Raw genomic sequence first — 19,071 nt, forward strand, 5'->3', positions numbered from 1 at the left:
AAAAGAACCTAATGAAACAGGTGCAAAACGGTGTATATTCGTGCGATAGTTGTTCGTACATATGTACGAATTGGTTTAAATAAAGACGACGAGAACCATGACCACAAAACCCGCTATCAATAAATTTGCACTGTTCGGGCTGATGTTCATCCCCGGTTTTACGTGGGCAACCTGGGTGACCCGAACTCCCGTTATACGTGACGTTCTGAATGCCTCAACGGAAACGATGGGCATGATTCTGTTCGGTTTTTCATGTGGTTCCATGCTCGGCGTATTGGGGGCAGGTAAAGTCATTAACGTTCTCGGCATTCGTAAAACCATGGCCGGTGGGTTCCTGCTGCTTCTGCTTGGGCTACTTATGCTTGCTGCGTCGCTTTCGATTCAAAGCACGCCCAGCGCCTTTATGGGATTGTTGATTTTCGGCGCGGGCGTCGGCCTGGTTGATATCGCCATCAACATTGAAGGAGCCGCGTTTGAACAGCATCTGAATAAAAGTCTGATGACCACGCTGCATGGTTTTTTTAGCCTGGGAACGCTGGTCGGCGCACTGACAGGGATGGCAATGACGGCGTTCGATATCAATACTACGCTGCATTTTGTGGTGGCCGTAGCACTGTCGATATTCACCGCGATTGTGCTGATGCGCCAAATGCCGTGGCTGAGCGACTTGGCCCGTTCTGAGCAAGAGGAAAAGGGAGACTACAAGACGCAGGTCTTCAATGAACTTAAAGACAGTCGCTTGCTGATTCTCGGCGTGGTTATTCTTGCGATGGCGCTTGCCGAAGGTTCTGCCAACGACTGGTTGCCACTATTGATGATCGATGGTCACAACTTTGGTCACACGTCGGGGACGCTGGTTTATGTCGGATTCACTGCTGGTATGACGCTGGGGCGTTTTGCCGGAGGGTACTTTGTCGATCGCTTCGGCAAGGTCAATATGCTCCGCTTCAGTGCCGCCTCTGCCGCACTTGGGCTGACGCTGGTCATTTTCTCTAATGCGCCGTTGTTGGCCGCCGCTGCGGTTATCTTCTGGGGTATCGGCGCATCGCTTGGCTTCCCGCTCACCATTTCCGCTGCAGGAAGCGGAGAAAACAGCGCCGTTCGCGTCACGATTGCGGCAACATTGGGCTACTTTGCTTTCCTCGTCGGTCCGCCTGCACTGGGCTTCCTTGGCGAGGTCGCAGGGTTACGCATCGCCATGCTGCCGGTGCTTATTATGGTGGTTCTGGCCTTTGTCTGCTCGTCTGCCGCCCGTGAACGTACGGCCAAAATGGCATCTGAAACCCCATCCTGACGTTTCTGCGCGGTTCCGTTTTGTGTTACCGGAGCCGCGCAATCTGTGCCATTCTATTGATTACGTTGATAATAAATGATGTGATGAATCTCGATTAGCAAGGCTGGTCATCACTCCGAACTGGGAAAGTGAACACAATGGTAAATTTAACAGATATGGCCGAAGGGGATTACCCCGAATATCGCCAGTTTTTTATTCTTGAGTATGCTCAGGATCTACAAGAATCCCGGGGATATGACGCGGAAAAGGCGAGGGCGATCGCCACGCAATCGATCGATATTGCGCTACCGCAGGGCGTTCACACGAGAGCCAATAAGTTATGGTGCATTCATTCCTCAGATAATGCAGGCGTCATCATTGGCTACTTGTGGGTCGTTCTGAAAGAAAACGCAGCCTGGGTGTCTGATTTTTGCCTTCTGCCCGCGTGGCGAGGTCGTGGTTTCGGTAAAGCCTCGCTTGCCGCGATGGACGTCGCACTCATGGCGCTAGATATTGGCGAAATCGGGCTGAGAGTGGCTGCACATAATCCGGTTGCCAAGGCGTTATATGAAAAAAATGGCTTCCAAATCACCGGTTTTAACATGCACAAAACTCTGGAACCGAACCCTCCATCAGACCGCCATTAACCCGATGAAATAGGGCAAGTACATCTCAGCAACCACCGGCCCCCTAATGCCACTCTTTTGTTCACATCTGTGTAACTAAAGTTCAAAAAAAAGACGCCGATAAACAAATAGTAGGAGCTCATTGCAACGGAATGTTGATTACGATAAGTATCAACTCTAGGGGAGCCATAATGGCCAAACAATTAATACAAAAAAAAACAATGAGTACCCGCGCTCAAGTGCTGCTAACTGGCGCATTAACCATCGCACTCGGTTTTGCTGTCACCATTGGGGTGCTCAGTTGGCAGTCTAGTGAAGAACAAAAATCTCTGGCCGAACGCTACTTACAGCAGATAGCCCAAAGTGAAGCATTAAGAATTCAACAGGAACTCAACTACGCCCGGGATGTGGCACATAACCTCGGACAAGGGCTGGCTGCATTGCCCGCCGTAGGCATTAAAGACCGCGCAGTGGTCGATAAAATGGCGGAATATGCCCTGCGGGATAACCCAGAGTACCTCTCGATTTCAGTCATTTTTGAAGAGAATGTGTTTGACGGTCGTGACGCCGAGTTTGCCGATCAGCCGGGTCAGGCACCTAAAGGCCGCTACGCCTGGTTTGTCGACCGCGATCAGGCTGGCAATTACAAGATGCACCCCCTGCAGTCCTACCTGACTCCCGGCCAAGGCGATTACTATCTGTTGCCGCAAAAAAGCCAGAAAGATACGCTCATCGAACCCTATTCCTATGCTTACAACGGCGTTCCAACGCTGCTGACGTCAGTCGCCGCACCGATTGTCAGTCAGGGTAAACTGTGGGGCGTCGTGACTTCAGACATTTCCCTTGCGTCATTACAGCAAAAAGTTAACCAGATTAAACCTTGGGAAGGCGGCGGCTACGCGATGCTGCTATCCAGTGAAAGTAAAGTCATCTCTTATCCTGATAAATCCCAGACGAGCAAAGCCTGGCAAGGGCCGACGGATAATTTCACGTCCTCAGTGGTACAACACGACGACGCCATTCTTGGTGAAGAAGCGTTGATTACCTGGCAACCCATTACTATCGGCAACAGCACAGATAAATGGCATTTGGCCATTGTTGTCCCTGTGAGTCAGGTGATGGCTGCTTCTGAACGCCAGTTAATGAATGCCGTCATCATGATGGTGATCAGTATCCTGTTGGTGAGCGCGCTGCTGGGCTGGGTATTCAGCCGTAAAGTGCTTAAACCACTGGGTGGTGAACCACGCGAAGCGGCCACCATTGCGCTAGCTGTTGCGGAAGGTCGACTGAGTAATGTGATTGACGTGCAACCCAACGATCGTAATAGCCTGTTTTTCGCGCTGAATACGATGCAGTCACAGCTGCGTCAGGTGGTCGGACAGATCAAAGACGCCAGTGATTCCGTGCGACAAGGCGCAGCAGAAATTGCCAGTGGTAACCTCAATCTTGCATCGCGTACGGAGCAGCAGGCTGCTGCGCTGGAACAAACTGCGGCGAGTATGGAAGAAATCACCGCAACGGTGAAACACAATGCCAACAATGCCCATCAGGCCACGACGCTGACAGAAAATGCCACGAAGATTGCTCAGCGCGGCGAATCGCTGGTTAGTCAGGTGGTTCAGACGATGTCGCAGATTGATGAGAGTGCGAAGAAGATTGGCGATATTACCGCCATGATTAATAGCATTGCTTTCCAGACCAACATTCTTGCTCTGAATGCCGCAGTAGAAGCGGCACGAGCGGGCGAGCAGGGAAGAGGATTCGCCGTTGTGGCATCGGAAGTTCGCAGCCTGGCACAGCGCAGTGCCAGCGCGGTGAAAGAAATTGCCGCACTGATTGAGGAATCCAGCCAGCGAGTTGAAAGCGGCGTTAAACTGGTGAACGATGCCGGTAAAACCATGCAGGACATGACACACGCCGTCAACTCGGTGCAAAGTATCATCGGTGAGATCGTCACGGCATCGGATGAGCAAGCGAAAGGCATTAGTCAGGTCACGATTGCCGTCAATGAAATGGATGGTGTGACGCAGCAAAACTCCGCGCTGGTACAGCAGATGTCGGCTGCTGCCAGTTCGCTGGAAGATCAGTCTATGTCGTTAGCGCAGGCGATAGAGCATTTTCGTTTGGAACAGCAGCACGTATCCCCTCATGCGCTCTTAAAGTAAAGAAATGACGCCGTCACTCGGCTGCCTAACGGTTGCCGAGTGACATCTTTAATCCTTCCGTGATTTTCGCTCACATTCCCCCCAATGATCCGTTCTGTATCTCTGGAGGCGTTGAGTCAAGGTGTGCGAGCAACAGCAGTTCGACATCTTTTCTGTAATGAGTGTTAAACCAGAAACACAAACGACCGTTGACGTAAATACTAGCGGCGGCCCCGTAGATTTGTACTGGCTGACCATTCATATGTCGCTGAGGAATCAGGTTTAAATTTATTTTTCTTCTTCTCGGCCTTCGCCTGTTTTGCTACGGCTTCACGTTCCTTCATCAGTTTATCGATGTAATCATCTTTAATATGATTGCTCTCAGAATTGGTCAGCGTGCGGTCCTGTTTTTTTCGTGCCTGATCGAGTAACGTCTTAAGCTGACGTTGTTCAATTTCAGTCATGTCTTTCTGAGTCAGTCTTTGCATGGGAATGAACCTGATAAGCGGGCTGGAAAGTACATTGTAGAGGAAAACGCTCTGAGACCCAGATAAATCGTACCGCGAGCCTTCCTGATTTCTTGATAATTGGCACACAACTTATTTATTCAGGCACAGTAGAAAACACATAGTGGGGAAAAATGATGTCACCAGAATCGGCCGTAGCGGCACAATTTAAGGCCTATAACGAACATGACATCGATGCATTCGTGTCATGTTTTGCACCTGATTTCAAAGCATACCGAATACCGGCAGAAGCACCGTCGATGGTAGGAAAAGAGGCGCTGAGAGAGTTTTACGTGAATAACCGATTCAACAACCCAAAACTGAGAGCGGAATTGGTATCTCGCACCGTGTTAGGCAATAAGGTATTTGACCATGAGTTAATTCATGGGCTTTCAGCTGAGCCTATAGAAAGTATTGCCGTCTTTGAGGTAGATAACGGGCTTATTAATACAGCCTGGTTTTTCTTTTCTTAGTAAATACAAAAGAGAGTGTTGGCGATCTGATTCTGTACTCCATCAATAATTTGATTCATTCAATAAGGTCGAATAATAGATAAATGTTATCGTTGAAACGGGTGACAATTCCCTCCCAACTGCTAGAGTGGTCTTCAATTTCACCTGTTACCTGGTGTTTTATTCCATTAAATAAATAGTTTTCTAGAAGATTAGACGGTCTTTAGTGGAGAGAAAGGGAGAGCGGTAGCATGCGGGTTGTGATTCTGGGAAGTGGTGTAGTTGGCGTGAGTACCGCTTGGTATCTTGCGCAGGCAGGGCATGATGTTACCGTGATCGACAGACAGCCGGAGCCCGCGTTGGAAACCAGCGCCGGGAATGCCGGACAGATTTCCCCCGGCTATGCCGCGCCTTGGGCTGCTCCGGGCATACCGCTGAAAGCGATAAAGTGGATGTTTCAGCGTCATGCACCGCTGGCCATCCGACCGGACTTCACGGCAGCACAGCTATGCTGGATGTGGAAAATGTTGCTCAACTGCGATGCGCGCCACTATAAAACCAATAAAGCGCGGATGGTGCGTCTGGCGGAATACAGCCGCGACTGTTTGCAAGCGCTGCGGCGAGATACTGGTATTGAGTACGAAGGTCGGCAAGGTGGAACACTGCAATTGTTCCGCACTGAGCAGCAGTATGAAAACGCGACACGTGATATCGCCGTGCTGGAAGAGGCTGGCGTACCGTATCAATTACTGACTCGTCATGAGCTGGCCACGGCTGAACCTGCGCTGGGGCACGTGGCGGGAAAACTGACTGGCGGGCTGCGTTTACCGCATGATGAGACGGGCGACTGCCAGCTGTTCACTTGCCAACTGGCGGCGATGGCTGCCGATGCCGGTGTCATCTTTAAACTGGGGCGTAACGTTCGCCAGCTGCGAGTGGAAGGGCAAAGTGTTACGGGCGTCCAGTGCGACGATGAAATGATCGTGGCAGATGCCTATGTGATGGCCTGCGGCTCCTATTCCACCGGATTACTACGTCAGTGGTTCGATATTCCGGTTTATCCGCTGAAGGGCTATTCACTGACAATTCCGCTGACGGATGATGCCTTGGCACCGGTTTCTACCGTATTGGATGAAACCTATAAAATAGCGATTACTCGCTTTGATCGTCGCATTCGCGTCGGAGGAATGGCCGAGGTCGTGGGCTTCAACACCGAGCTGAATCCTAAGCGTCGTGAAACGCTGGAAATGGTGGTGCGCGATCTGTATCCCCATTGTGGCCCGATTGAGCAAGCAACATTCTGGACGGGATTACGTCCGATGACGCCGGACGGTACGCCGCTGGTAGGGCGCTCACCGCTGAAAAATCTGTACCTGAATACGGGACATGGCACGTTGGGCTGGACGATGGCCTGTGGATCGGGGAAATTGCTGGCGGATATTCTGTCGAACAAATCACCGGAGATTGAAGCCGATGATTTGTCCGTGGAAAGGTATGCTCGCTAGTTTGGAACTACTTATTTTTTAACTGCTTAGCTTTGAACTACGTACGGGGCAGTGACGTAATGCTGCCCTTGTGGTGCCGCGTAAGCAGGCGGGCGCGTATTGCCAGCAGGGCGGCACAGAGCATGACCAGCGCCAGTGATACTTTTGACGGCAGAGGGAGCGCCATAGCCATCAAGCCCAGCGCTGCGCCGCCCGCCATCTGCACAAATCCTACCATCGCCGACGCAATCCCCGCCTCATTGGAATAAGGTTCCAGTGCATAGCTGGTGGACGGCCCGATCAAAAATGCCAGACCGGCACAGGCCAGCGCGACGGGCAGCATGTAGGTCGGCCAGGTGTCTTGCATCGTTTCGGGTAAGAGAACGACGCCGCTCAGCAGCGAAACAAACCCAGCACCCATCAGCAGGCTACCGATAGCCAGACAGCGCGGTCGGCCGACTTTGCGAATAATGCGATTTGCAAAGAAGCTAACCAGCATGATCCAAAAGCCGTTTGCGCCAAAGGCAATGGAAAACTCAAGCGGCGTGAGCTGAGCCTCGTTCATCAATACCACGGGAGAGAAGGTGACATAGGTCAATGCCATCCCCATGGCACCCGCGTTGACTGAGGCGAATCCCAGAAATTGGCGATCGGATAACAGACGTGTGTATTGGCGCAGCGGTAAGCCGTGTACGGGCAACGTTGAGTCTGGGCGCGTTTCGGGCAGGAAGCGGATGACGAGTGCCAGTACCAAAATGCTGTAGCCCGCAAGGAACCAGAAGGGCGCTCGCCAGCCGAAGGCTTCGGCCAAAAGCCCACCTAATAGCGGCGCCAGCGCCGGCACAATGTTCAGCGTGCCGTTAAGAAAGCCATAGGTTCTAGCGGCATCGTCGCCGTTCAGTTTGTCACGCACGCTGCTGAAAATGGCGACGGCGGTACAACAGACGGCCAGTCCCTGAAAAAGGCGTGAGAGGATGAACAGCGTGGCGCTGGTAGCCAGCGCAGCCATGATCGCACCGACGAGATAGATAATCACGCCAGCCAGCGCCATAGGGCGGCGACCATACTTATCGACTAGCGGCCCCGCCAGCAGTTGGCCTAATCCCATGATCAGAATAAACAGTGCGACGGTGGATTGAATCAGCGATTCAGGGCTGTTCAGTGCCACGGCGATAGCGGGAATAAGCGGTAAATAGATGTCGATGCCCAGAGGGCCGAGTAGAACCAGAGTCAGTAAAATCAGAACAAATCGTTGCATAACAAAAGCAGAAATCTATGTTTTATGGGTTCGACAGGGTAATGCGCACACTGGCGGAAAGAAAGCGTTATCTTTGTGACAATGTCACGATAATGCGAAGGAAAATGGCGTGGCGAGGTTGCATGAAGGCGCTAATCAACAGGGCGGAGCAGAGATTTTCCGCCCTTTAGTCAAACGTGCTTAATCCACTCAGGCCGTTTCAATGCGGGGATAAAAATCGTGATTCTCCCGCTGCATACGTTCATAGACCTTACGCAACACGTTATTGGCGTCAGCCCGGAAATCCCTGTCGTGACCCATCAATTGCGAAGCCGTATTCCAGCGACGGGAAAACGCATCGTAATCGGCGGCAATGGTTTGCATTTCATTCTGATAATGCTGACTCATCTTCGTTAACTGCTCGTCACCGCTACGCTGAAGCGAAGGGTACAGCACGCGATCTTCTGCGGAAAGGTGCAGCTTGATGGTTGAGCTCATAGCGACGATGGCGCGGGCGATGTCATTGGCGTTCTCTGTCACACCGGCCCGGGATAGCTGACGCAGGATATCAATGCTTTCGAGTATTTCGTTGTGCTGGTGTTTGAATTTATCAATGTTCATAAGCGATTCTCTGTGCAGGTATAATGCTATTTATAATACATGTATTTTAAATACATGTTTATAGAAAAATGCCCAGAGAGAAAAAATCAGCCAGCTAACGATTAATCATTAACAGATAACTGGCCGATCGAGAAGGGTCAATGCCCTACCGTTTGTTTACGGAAGAGTTCACGGAAGACAGGGTAGATATCATCCTGATCGCGAATATGTTGCATGGCGAAATTATCGAATTTATCGCGTAGCGTTTCATATTCGCGCCAGAGCGTCTGGTGTGAACGCCGGGTGATTTCAATGTAGCTATAGTAACGCACCATCGGCAGAAGTTGATTTGCCAGAATCTGGTGGCACAGCGGTGAATCATCGGCCCAGTTATCGCCATCCGAGGCCTGTGCCGCGTAGATATTCCACTGCGACGGATCGTAACGTTCGCGAACCACTTCCTCCATCAGCTTTAACGCGCTGGAGACAATGGTGCCGCCGGTTTCCTGAGAGTAGAAGAACTCCTGTTCATCGACCTCTTTGGCCTGCGTGTGGTGGCGAATGTAGACGACGTCGACGTTTTTATAATTTCGGCTGAGGAACAGATACAGCAGAATATAAAAGCGCTTCGCCATGTCTTTTGTCGCTTGATCCATCGAGCCGGACACGTCCATCAAACAGAACATCACGGCCTGACTCGACGGCTCTGCCCGGCGCTCGTAGTTCTTGTAGCGCAGGTCAAACGTATCGATAAAAGGCACGCGGGCGATTTTCTGGCGCAGTTCGGTAATTTCCTGCCGTAGCCGTTCCTCTTCCAGCAACTGTGCGGGTTCGGTATGCGCCAGCTGTTCCAGTGACTCTTCCAATTCATGCAGCGTGCGCCGTTTACCTGCTGTCATCGCCATACGACGTGCCAGCGAGTTTTGCAGCGAACGTACCACGCTGATATTGGCAGGGACTCCGTTAGCAGTGTACCCAGCGCGGTGCGTTTTGTACTCGTTCATCTGCCGATGCTGGGTCTTCTTCAGGTTCGGCAGCGCCAGATCTTCAAACAGCAGGTCCAGATATTCATCTTTGGAGATCTGAAAGACAAATTCATCTTCGCCTTCGCCATCTTTACTGGCGTCCCCCTGACCGGAACCACCGCCGCCACCTCCTTGTGGCCGCTCGATTTTGTCATTCTGTACGAAATGATCGTTGCCCGGGTGGACGCGGTGGCGGCGTCCTCCACGGCCCTGATGGAACATCGGTTCGTTGATGTCTGCATTGGGGATCGAGACTGACTCCCCGCTTTCGATGTCGGTCACCGAACGCTTATTAATGGCCTCGGAAATCGACTGTTTTATTTGCGACTTATAGCGGCGCAGAAAGCGTTGGCGGTTCACCGTGCTTTTGTTTTTTCCGTTCAGTCGTCGGTCAATAAAATAGGCCATGTTTCCCCCAAACGCTGCTGCTAGCATCGTGCGTCATTATGATGACTTCCTCACCCGCAGATACCATTCGCATAGCAAACGAACCTGTTTCCGGGTGTAGCCTTTCTCCATCATGCGATCGACGAAGTCGTCATGTTTTTTCTGTTCATCCGTTGAGGTTTTGGTATTAAACGAAATCACAGGCAGCAGCTCTTCCGTATTGGAGAACATCTTCTTCTCAATGACCGTACGCAGCTTCTCGTAACTGGTCCAGTTTGGATTCCGGCCGCTATTGCTGGCACGGGCGCGCAGGACGAAGTTGACGATCTCATTACGGAAGTCTTTAGGGTTGCTGATGCCCGCAGGCTTCTCGATTTTTTCCAGCTCGGCGTTTAACGATTCGCGGTCAAACAGCTGGCCAGTATCTGGGTCACGGTACTCCTGATCCTGAATCCAGAAATCCGCATAGGTAACATAACGGTCAAAAATGTTCTGGCCGTATTCGGAATAGGATTCGAGATAGGCGGTCTGGATTTCTTTACCGATAAATTCGGCGTATTTCGGCGTCAGATAGCCTTTCAGGTGCTCTAAATACTTCTCTGCCAGCTCCTGTGGGAACTGTTCGCGCTCGATCTGCTGCTCCAGCACGTAGAACAGGTGTACTGGGTTGGCCGCAACTTCACTGTGATCGAAGTTAAAGACGCGCGACAGAATCTTAAACGCAAAGCGGGTCGACAGGCCGTTCATTCCCTCATCGACGCCCGCATAATCGCGATACTCCTGATAGGATTTTGCTTTCGGATCGGTGTCTTTCAGGCTTTCCCCGTCATAAACCCGCATCTTGGAGTAGATGCTGGAGTTTTCGGGATCTTTCAGACGTGACAGAATGGAGAAACGGGCCAGTGTTTCCAGCGTGCCAGGCGCGCAAGGGGCGTGCGTCAGTTCGCTGTGATCCAGCAGCTTGTCGTAGATCTTGACCTCTTCGGATACGCGCAGGCAGTACGGCACCTTCACGATATACACGCGGTCAAGAAACGCTTCATTGTTCTTGTTGTTACGGAACTGCACCCATTCGGATTCATTGGAGTGCGCCAGAATAATCCCGTTGAACGGCAGGGCGGCAATGCCTTCCGTGCCGTTATAGTTGCCTTCTTGTGTCGCCGTCAGCAGTGGGTGAAGCACCTTGATTGGCGCTTTGAACATTTCGACGAATTCCATAATGCCCTGGTTCGCGCGGCACAATGCGCCGGAGTAGCCGTAGGCATCGGGATCGTTCTGAGCATAATGCTCCAGCTTGCGGATATCGACTTTACCGACCAGCGCTGAAATGTCCTGGTTGTTCTCATCGCCGGGCTCGGTTTTCGCGATCCCAATCTGTGCCAGAATCGATGGCCACACTTTGACGACTTTGAACTTGGTAATGTCGCCGCCGAAATCCTGAAGACGCTTAGCCGCCCACGGCGACATAATAGTGCCGATATAGCGACGTGGAATGGCATACTCTTTCTCAAGTATCGCGGCATCTTCCTGCGGATTGAACAGGCAGAGCGGATGGTCATTCACTGGGCTACGCTCGCCGTTGGCGCTGAGGATGTAAATCGGTACGCGCTGCATCAGTGCTTTCAGGCGTTCGGCCAGAGAAGATTTCCCGCCGCCGACCGGCCCCAACAGATACAGAATTTGTTTCTTCTCTTCCAATCCCTGCGCGGCATGTTTCAGGTAAGAGACAATCTGTTCGATAGCCTCTTCCATGCCGTAAAATTCTTCAAAAGCAGGGTAGCGAGCAATCACCCGGTTCGAGAATAGGCGTGACATTCGTGATTCTTGGGCGGTATCCACCATTACAGGCTCACCGATAGCCGTTAACAATCGTTCAGCCGCGTTCGCATAAGCGTTGCGATCCTGCTGACAGATGGTAAGGAATTCCTGCAGAGTGAACTCTTCGTCCTTGGCAGCGTCGTAGCGCTGGCGGTAGTGATCAAATATGTTCATAGCGATGCCCGTCCTTCGTCGATTAGCACAGATTAAGAGAGCGTGTGGAATATATGCCTATTAATGTATTGCCCTCCGAAAGAAGAAATCTCCTGAGTCCAGCAACCCTTATGCCAACTTGTCGCATCAGGGCGTCGTGATTTTATTCATACCGGCTGGTCAGGAAGACGTCACCTTCTGTATTAAAGCGTAGTTTGCATCCGTAAAATTTCCTCTAGTCCACAGACGTATTTTTAAGATATTTCAAGGACTCACTTTCAGGAAAACCCGTGTAACATTATAGAGAATGGGCGTTCAGCCTTAAGGACACTGCCTATTACCGACGTTAGCGCACGTAAAACCTATCGAATAGTTAGGTTATTCGTTAATGTTATTTTTATATAACCTGAACGCGAACGTGTGTAATTGGCTTATCATGTTTCATGATATTTATCTGTAATAGGAAATAGAAAACTGTGAAAAAACCTCAACTATGTGTGCTGGCCGCACTGATTTCTGGTGCTGTGCTCCTGCCTTCAGCCTATGCCGCAGATGTCTCTCTGGGCCTTGGCGCTGCGGGTTCAACGTCCGTATACCGTGGTGTTGATAATGATGTTTATCCGCTTCCTGTACTGAATTATGAAAGTGAAAGTTTTTATTTCCGCGGGCTGGGTGGTGGATACTACCTGTGGAATGACGGCGCAAATCGTTTCTCTTTAACGGCGTACTACCTGCCTTTAGGGTTTAAGCCGGGAGATAGCGACGATCTGCGTATGAAGCAGTTGGACAAACGACGCGGTACGCTGATGGCGGGTGCGGCTTATCGTCATACTGCCGACTGGGGTGAAATTCGTACTGTGCTGGCCGGGGATACGCTGGATTACAGCAACGGCTTTGCGTGGGATACCGCCTATCTTTACCGCTTCTCAATGGGCGATTTGAGTATCACTCCCGGTATCGGTGCCACCTGGTTCAGTGAAAACATGAACCAGTATTACTACGGCGTTAGCGCACAGGAGTCAGCCCGTTCTGGCTTTAACCAGTATAGCCCTGGCGATGGCTGGGCCCCGTATCTTGAACTGAGCGCGGGTTATCAAATTAACCAAAGCTGGAGCGCCTGGGCCGTGGGCCGTTACACGCGTCTGTCTGACGAAATGAAAGACAGCCCGATAGTTGATAGTAACCACAGCATCTTAATGAGCGCGGGCGTCAGCTATCGCTTCTGATGCTTTTCGTGAGCGCTTTTAATGCTCTTCGTAAGCATAGTGCATCTGCCGTACAATAATGGGGTGATATCACCCCATTTGCACATTTATGGTGCGCTGAATGCCATGTTAGGTTGACGGTAAATTCGTTACGTTGACAGCAAACAGGGAGGAACACGTGACAAAAGCGATTCGTTTTCCAGATGACACTCGCGTACCGGCGATCGGTCAGGGAACGTGGTACATGGGCGAAGATGCCCGAATGAAAGCGCAGGAAGTGATGGCGCTGCAAACGGGGATCGACCTTGGGTTAACGCTGATTGATACGGCCGAAATGTATGCGGAAGGCAGAGCGGAGGAGGTCGTCGGTGAAGCGATACGTGGCCGGCGTGACCGCGTTTATTTGGTGTCGAAAGTCTATCCGCACAATGCAGGAGGCGAAAAGGCGATACAGGCGTGTGAGCGCAGCTTGAAGCGGCTGCAAACCGATCGCATTGACTTGTATCTGCTGCATTGGCGCGGCGGTATCCCGTTAGTGGATACGATTGTGGCGATGGAGCGATTACAGCAGGCGGGAAAAATCGGCCAGTGGGGCGTCTCCAATCTCGACCTTGAGGATATGCAGGAGCTCTGGTCGCTAAGCGGCGGACAGCGCTGCATGACCAATCAGGTGCTTTACCATTTGGCCTCGCGCGGTATTGAGTTTGATTTGTTGCCGTGGTGTCAGCAACAGCAGCTTCCGGTGATGGCGTATTGCCCGTTGGCGCAGGCAGAGCGTTTACGTGATGGATTATTCTCGCATCCGGTGGTGAACCGTATTGCGGGTGAACATAACATCACGCCTGCTCAACTTTTACTGGCGTGGGCAATTCGTCAACCGGGCGTGATCGCGATTCCTAAAGCCAGCTCTGTGAAGCATGTTCAGGAAAATGCCAAAGCGCTGGACGTGGTGCTATCGACGGAAGATATCGTGCAGCTCGATCAGGCCTTTCCACCGCCGACGCGTAAACAGCATCTGGACGTGGTGTAACGGAAGCGAAAGGATTGGCGTAAAAGGATTTGCAGAAGGGGTGTATGGCGAAGCCGCCGTACACCTTATAGCTAAGGGTATAGATAGTTGTGGTTATTTCTTAATGCGGATAACCGTCGATAGACGCGCTGGCGCGTTGGCGGATGCGACAAACGGTTGATTAATGCGCGCAGTTTCCACACACACGAACGTTTTATAGCCCTCATCGGTCATATCGCTAATCGTTCGAGAGAGCTCTGCACCGGGGTTCCATGACACCACATCGCTATGGTGCGTATGGTGCACTTCGATAGCGCGTTTCAGCACTGCATCATGTACCACACTGGTGTCTTGCGGCTGGGTATAAATGCGGTCTGTACGGTCGGTAAAGACCAGATCGCCTTGCTGCGTTGCTAGCTTGCCCTGATCCACTTTATCAATGAATGTCTCACCCAGACCCGCAATGCGGATATCGCGGATATCGCCGATATTGAAATAGGTGTGCAGCGCGCTGGTAATGCTGTAATCGCCATGCGCTTCCAGTTCAATGCCACACTCCTTGCCCAGCTTGAAGCGGGCGATGAGCGTGAACGCATGCGGCCAGCTCTTGCGCGTTTCTTCATTGTCTTGCAGCGTGAACGTGAGCTGTACGCCGTGTTCATCTTCGCTGTGGGCGGTAAATTCCCACGGCAGCAGACGGGCAAAACCATGGTTAGGATCGGCGAAAGGGCCAAACCAAGGGAAACAGATCGGGACACCGCCGCGAATCGCAACGCGATGAGTAAAAGGCGTATTGTCGCTCAGCCAGAGCACCGGCTCTTCGTTTGTTGGCTGCCAGCTAAGCAGGTGAGCACCTTGTAAGGCGACTGCCGCGCGAACTTCAGGATGGTCAACGACGATAATAGGTAATTGGTCCAACTGACGCTGGGTGAGGGCGGCGCTAATTTGCTTCGTGACGGGGAGCGAGAAAATTGTGTTATGCATGATAGTGCCTTTTTTTGATTGTTTTTCGTGGTAAAAAGAAATCTGCAATTAACAATAAAAAAGGGCGACATTACGTCGCCCTTTTTTCACAGAATCATCGCTGACGTTTATTTAGAGATGTGAGCGATCAGATCCAGAACTTTGTTTGAGTAACCTGTTTCGTTATCGTACCAAGAAACCAGTTTCACAAAGTTATCGCTCAGTGCGATACCGGCTTTAGCATCGAATACGGAAGTCAGTTTTTCACCGTTGAAATCGGTAGAAACTACTTCGTCTTCGGTGTAGCCCAGAACGCCTTTCAGCTCGCCTTCAGAAGCGGCTTTGATTGCTGCACAAATTTCTTTGTAAGACGCTGGTTTTTCCAGACGTGCAGTCAGGTCAACAACAGAAACGTTCGGGGTAGGAACGCGGAACGCCATACCCGTCAGTTTGCCGTTCAGCTCAGGAATCACTTTACCTACTGCTTTAGCAGCACCGGTAGAAGATGGAATGATGTTCTGTGCTGCGCCGCGGCCGCCGCGCCAGTCTTTGTGAGACGGGCCATCAACCGTTTTCTGTGTTGCAGTGGTTGCGTGAACAGTGGTCATCAGTGCTTCAACGATACCGAAGTTGTCGTTGATAACTTTTGCCAGTGGCGCCAAGCAGTTGGTGGTGCAAGATGCGTTAGAAACGATTTCCTGACCAGCGTAAGTTTTGTGGTTTACGCCCATAACGAACATCGGGGTGTCATCTTTAGATGGACCAGTCAGAACGACTTTCTTCGCACCAGCAGCAATGTGTTTACGTGCAGTGTCGTCAGTCAGGAACAGACCAGTTGCTTCAGCAACAACGTCCACGTTGACTTCGTTCCACTTCAGGTTTGCAGGATCGCGCTCTGCGGTAACACGAATGGTTTTGCCGTTAACAACCAGGTGGCCATCTTTAACTTCAACGGTGCCGTTGAAACGACCATGAGTTGAGTCGTACTTCAGCATGTACGCCATGTAATCAGCATCTAACAGGTCGTTGATTGCAACGATCTCGATGTCAGAACGCTCTTGCGCAGCGCGAAAAACAATACGGCCGATACGGCCAAAACCGTTGATACCTACTTTGATAGTCATATATTCCACCAGCTATTGGTTTGTGAATAAAGGTTGGTTGTAAAATTACAAAAACCTTGCTGAGCGTCAAGCGGAATCGTGTCAATAGTTGCTGTAAGTCAAACCTATGACCAAACTTTGTGCGAAAACCGCTCGACCCTGTAACTAAGTAACATCTAAGCCTGATATGAGGGCGGAATGCATCATATAAAGCCTGTGTAATCTCAATGTGTGATGTGCATCACAATTAAATATTGATGCTAATAACATTCCTAATATTAGGCCAGAACAGCCTGTTAGGTTGTTAATTTTTTGTTATAATCAATGATTAATTGAATTGATAGCACCCGCTGTGAGACTTCTATGACTAACGACTCCGCTTCGCGTACCCCGTCCGACAATACTGAATTGACAGAGATGCAGCGCTATGTCACCCAGCAACGTGGTACGGAACCTGCGTTTTCAGGTAAATTGCTGCATAACAAGCGCACTGGCGCTTATCACTGCCTGTGCTGCCAGGCTCCGCTGTTTTATTCCGACAGCAAATACGACTCCGGTTGTGGCTGGCCGAGTTTTGATCAGCCGATCTCTTCAGAGGCTATTCGCTACCTGGAAGACGATTCACACAATATGCGCCGTATCGAGATCCGCTGCGGGCAGTGTGATGCGCACCTAGGCCACGTGTTCCCTGATGGTCCGAAAACCACGGGCGAACGTTACTGCGTGAATTCGGCTTCACTAAGTTTCATCGACGACGTTGATGGCGAACGCGTTGACGGGTAATCTGTCTGTGATAGATGCGACGGCGATAGGCTAGATGATAGATTGCTTTAAACGATTCAGCTATTAAAGACGCTTTTAGCACAAGAACCCAGTAAGAATAAATCGGACCTTTCTCGGAGCAGAAACCGGATATGGAACTCAATGATCTGATCGACGTTATGACGCCAGAAATTTACCAACGGTTAGTCACGGCGGTGGAACTGGGCAAATGGCCAGATGGTGTCGCATTGACGGCTGAGCAGAAAGAAAACTGTCTGCAAATGGTGATGATGTGGCAGGCTCGCTATAACGAACAGGCTGAGCACATGACGATTGGCACTGATGGCGAAATCGTGATGAAGAGTAAGCAGGAGCTGAAACGCGAGTTTAACATCGCTGACGCTATTATTACGCTGAAACCCAACGCGTAAAACATAAGCAGGCAGCCGCAACGGCTGCCGCTATTTGTTGTCAGTAGCCGTTGCGTTAGTGGGCGGCAGATAACGTAGTAAGAAACTGCGTCATATCCGTCAGGATCGCCCCACGCTGTGCCATTTCCCTGAATGCCGATTCGCTGTCATCAGGCGAAAGATTCAGGCCACGACAGCCATCCACCAAAACTTCGGTGTGATAGCCCAGAGCAATCGCATCCAGCACGCTGAACTTGACGCAATAATCTGTCGCCAGCCCAAGAATCGTCAAATGAGTGATGTGATTGGCGTGTAGCCATGCATCCAATTCGGTTTTCACCCGATGTCCGTTATCGAAAAAAGCGCTATAGCTATCGATCTCCAACTGAGTTCCTTTTTGCACTACCCACTGAATAGCCGACTGATTCAGTGCTGGATGAAAATCAGCGCCGGATGTTCCCTGTACACAGTGAACCGGCCACCAAATCTGTGGCCACCCGTTTAACTCACCGAGTTCTCCGATTTTGGTATTTGCATTAACCGCAAAACTGCCGTGATTAGCGGGGTGCCAATCCCGACTGGCAATTACCGCGATGCCAGCGGCGACGCAGGCTTCAATAGCGCGGTTAGCCACCTCAATGACGCGATCGCCTTCATTAACCGCTAATGTACCACTGGGACAAAAATCATTTTGCAGATCAACTAATAGTAATGCTTTTTTCATTATCTACTCCGTGATTGACTCAATCGTTATCGCTCAATTCCCCGCGCAGGTTCTGCTGCATCAACTGGCGAATGTCATCGGCGCTTAAGTCTTGCTGGCTTAGTAAGTAATGCAGCTTGGTCAATGCGGCTTCGACGGTCATGTCAAATCCGCTGATAACGCCCGCATTCGCCAGCGCATTGCCTGTCGCATAGCCGCCCATGTTCACGCGCCCAGAAATGCACTGTGTCAGGTTAACGACCACAATACCGCGTGCAGAGGCTTCACGTAATTCATGCAGCAGCCCAGGGCTTTGCGGCGCGTTGCCAACGCCGTAGGAGCGCAGGATAAGCGCTTTTACCGGCTGACGGAGGAAATTACTGATGACATCAGCAGAAATGCCGGGGTAAATCGTAATCACCCCGATAGGCTGCGGCGTAATGTGATGCACTTTCAGCGGAGGACAATTGCTGCATTCCACGGCCGGTGCCAGCCGACGAATATGGATACCAGCTTCCAGCAGCGGCGGATAGTTGGGGGAGGCAAAGGCATCAAAGCCATCCGCGTGGGCTTTGGTGGTGCGGTTGCCGCGCAGCAGTTTGTTATTGAAGAAGAGGGCGACTTCATTAATCGGATGGTTAGCCGCAACATACAGCGCATTCAGCAGGTTGGTCTGGCCGTCTGAGCGCAATTCCGCTAACGGAATTTGTGACCCTGTCACGATAACTGGCTTGGCAAGATTTTCCAGCATAAACGAGAGCGCGGATGCGGTGAACGCCATCGTGTCAGTACCATGCAGAATCACGAAACCGTCGTAGTCATCGTAATGGTTTTGAATATCGTCCGCGATGGATTGCCAATCCGCTGGCGTCATATCGGACGAGTCAATCAGTGGGTCATATTCATGAATCGTGAACGACGGCATCTCTTCACGGTGGAATTCCGGCATTTTTGCCAACTGCTGCTGTAAATGACCGGATACCGGAACATAGCCATTGGCGGAGCGCTGCATACCGATGGTACCGCCCGTGTAGGCGACATAAATGGATTTCTTTCGCATGGTGGTGTGAGTCAGGATTAAACCGAGAATTATAGAGGGAAAAGTAGCCCGATAATATCATCATAAGTAATGACTATTACTACCGGGCTATACCCGTCATACTTCAAGCTGCTTGTGCGTTGGCTTCCCTTACTCACCCCAGTCACTTACT

Annotated in this window: 18 protein-coding genes; 9 read left to right on the forward strand and 9 right to left on the reverse strand. The window is 51.1% G+C overall.

All coding sequences use genetic code 11. From position 1 onward, the window contains the following. Positions 1-97: 97 nt before the first annotated feature. The 3 genes from LOZ86_RS10105 to LOZ86_RS10115 all read left to right on the forward strand — a co-directional run bounded on the left by LOZ86_RS10105 (position 98) and on the right by LOZ86_RS10115 (position 4,064). The gene (locus LOZ86_RS10105; RefSeq protein ID WP_052012100.1) at positions 98-1,294 is read left to right on the forward strand and encodes an MFS transporter; all 1,197 of its coding nucleotides are present in this window, start codon (positions 98-100) and stop codon (positions 1,292-1,294) included. Between the two features lie 137 nt (positions 1,295-1,431). Further along, complete coding sequence (locus LOZ86_RS10110; RefSeq protein WP_039487043.1) at positions 1,432-1,920, forward strand: GNAT family N-acetyltransferase; 489 nt, start codon at positions 1,432-1,434, stop codon at positions 1,918-1,920. A 170-nt stretch (positions 1,921-2,090) separates the two neighbouring features. Then, a complete protein-coding gene (locus LOZ86_RS10115; RefSeq protein ID WP_039487045.1) occupies positions 2,091-4,064 on the forward strand; it encodes a methyl-accepting chemotaxis protein in 1,974 nt (657 codons plus the stop codon). Between the two features lie 200 nt (positions 4,065-4,264). Here LOZ86_RS10115 and LOZ86_RS10120 read toward each other — a convergent pair whose 3' ends face one another. Beyond that, positions 4,265-4,531, reverse strand: a complete 267-nt coding sequence (locus tag LOZ86_RS10120; protein ID WP_039487047.1) for a YjbD family protein — start codon at positions 4,529-4,531, stop codon at positions 4,265-4,267. Between the two features lie 155 nt (positions 4,532-4,686). On the opposite strand from LOZ86_RS10120, the gene LOZ86_RS10125 reads away from it, so the two are divergent. Both LOZ86_RS10125 and LOZ86_RS10130 read left to right on the forward strand, forming a co-directional pair. Beyond that, complete coding sequence (locus LOZ86_RS10125) at positions 4,687-5,022, forward strand: nuclear transport factor 2 family protein (RefSeq protein WP_039487049.1); 336 nt, start codon at positions 4,687-4,689, stop codon at positions 5,020-5,022. Between the two features lie 230 nt (positions 5,023-5,252). Then, positions 5,253-6,506 carry a D-amino acid dehydrogenase gene (locus tag LOZ86_RS10130; protein WP_039487050.1) on the forward strand — a complete coding sequence of 418 codons (1,254 nt, stop codon included), beginning with the start codon at positions 5,253-5,255 and terminating at the stop codon, positions 6,504-6,506. Positions 6,507-6,543: 37 nt separating this feature from the next. Here the strand turns inward: LOZ86_RS10130 and LOZ86_RS10135 are convergent, their stop codons facing one another. From LOZ86_RS10135 to yeaG, 4 genes are all read right to left on the reverse strand, one after another. Then, positions 6,544-7,743, reverse strand: a complete 1,200-nt coding sequence (locus tag LOZ86_RS10135) for a multidrug effflux MFS transporter (RefSeq protein WP_039487052.1) — start codon at positions 7,741-7,743, stop codon at positions 6,544-6,546. Positions 7,744-7,932: 189 nt separating this feature from the next. Next, positions 7,933-8,343, reverse strand: coding sequence for a hemerythrin domain-containing protein (locus LOZ86_RS10140; RefSeq protein ID WP_039487053.1), 411 nt, complete (start codon positions 8,341-8,343; stop codon positions 7,933-7,935). A gap of 137 nt (positions 8,344-8,480) precedes the next feature. Continuing rightward, positions 8,481-9,755 carry a YeaH/YhbH family protein gene (locus LOZ86_RS10145; RefSeq protein WP_039487111.1) on the reverse strand — a complete coding sequence of 425 codons (1,275 nt, stop codon included), beginning with the start codon at positions 9,753-9,755 and terminating at the stop codon, positions 8,481-8,483. Between the two features lie 36 nt (positions 9,756-9,791). Next, entirely contained in the window at positions 9,792-11,726 is a 1,935-nt protein-coding gene (gene yeaG / locus LOZ86_RS10150; protein WP_039487055.1) for a protein kinase YeaG, read from the reverse strand. A gap of 455 nt (positions 11,727-12,181) precedes the next feature. Between yeaG and LOZ86_RS10155 the strand changes: the two genes are divergently transcribed. Then, on the forward strand, positions 12,182-12,931 hold the full coding sequence (locus LOZ86_RS10155; RefSeq protein ID WP_039487057.1) for a MipA/OmpV family protein: 750 nt from the start codon (positions 12,182-12,184) through the stop codon (positions 12,929-12,931). Positions 12,932-13,088: 157 nt separating this feature from the next. Further along, positions 13,089-13,940 carry an aldo/keto reductase gene (locus LOZ86_RS10160; protein WP_039487059.1) on the forward strand — a complete coding sequence of 284 codons (852 nt, stop codon included), beginning with the start codon at positions 13,089-13,091 and terminating at the stop codon, positions 13,938-13,940. 93 nt (positions 13,941-14,033) lie between these two features. Here the strand turns inward: LOZ86_RS10160 and LOZ86_RS10165 are convergent, their stop codons facing one another. Continuing rightward, positions 14,034-14,903, reverse strand: a complete 870-nt coding sequence (locus tag LOZ86_RS10165; RefSeq protein ID WP_039487060.1) for a D-hexose-6-phosphate mutarotase — start codon at positions 14,901-14,903, stop codon at positions 14,034-14,036. Between the two features lie 107 nt (positions 14,904-15,010). Then, positions 15,011-16,006: a glyceraldehyde-3-phosphate dehydrogenase gene (gene gapA, locus LOZ86_RS10170; RefSeq protein ID WP_010295247.1), complete on the reverse strand. Its 996-nt coding sequence runs from the start codon at positions 16,004-16,006 to the stop codon at positions 15,011-15,013. A 342-nt stretch (positions 16,007-16,348) separates the two neighbouring features. Between gapA and msrB the strand changes: the two genes are divergently transcribed. Next, on the forward strand, positions 16,349-16,768 hold the full coding sequence (gene msrB, locus LOZ86_RS10175) for a peptide-methionine (R)-S-oxide reductase MsrB (protein WP_039487061.1): 420 nt from the start codon (positions 16,349-16,351) through the stop codon (positions 16,766-16,768). A 131-nt stretch (positions 16,769-16,899) separates the two neighbouring features. Then, entirely contained in the window at positions 16,900-17,178 is a 279-nt protein-coding gene (locus tag LOZ86_RS10180) for a YeaC family protein (RefSeq protein ID WP_039487063.1), read from the forward strand. A gap of 55 nt (positions 17,179-17,233) precedes the next feature. On the opposite strand, the gene pncA is transcribed toward LOZ86_RS10180, so the two are convergent. Together pncA and ansA are read right to left on the reverse strand one after the other, a co-directional pair. Further along, the gene (pncA, locus tag LOZ86_RS10185) at positions 17,234-17,881 is read right to left on the reverse strand and encodes a bifunctional nicotinamidase/pyrazinamidase (RefSeq protein ID WP_039487065.1); all 648 of its coding nucleotides are present in this window, start codon (positions 17,879-17,881) and stop codon (positions 17,234-17,236) included. A 19-nt stretch (positions 17,882-17,900) separates the two neighbouring features. Further along, positions 17,901-18,920 carry an asparaginase gene (gene ansA, locus LOZ86_RS10190; protein ID WP_039487066.1) on the reverse strand — a complete coding sequence of 340 codons (1,020 nt, stop codon included), beginning with the start codon at positions 18,918-18,920 and terminating at the stop codon, positions 17,901-17,903. Positions 18,921-19,071: the final 151 nt, after the last annotated feature.

It is taken from the genome of Pectobacterium parvum (assembly GCF_020971565.1).
In the GTDB taxonomy this organism is placed as follows: Bacteria; Pseudomonadota; Gammaproteobacteria; order Enterobacterales; family Enterobacteriaceae; genus Pectobacterium; species Pectobacterium polare.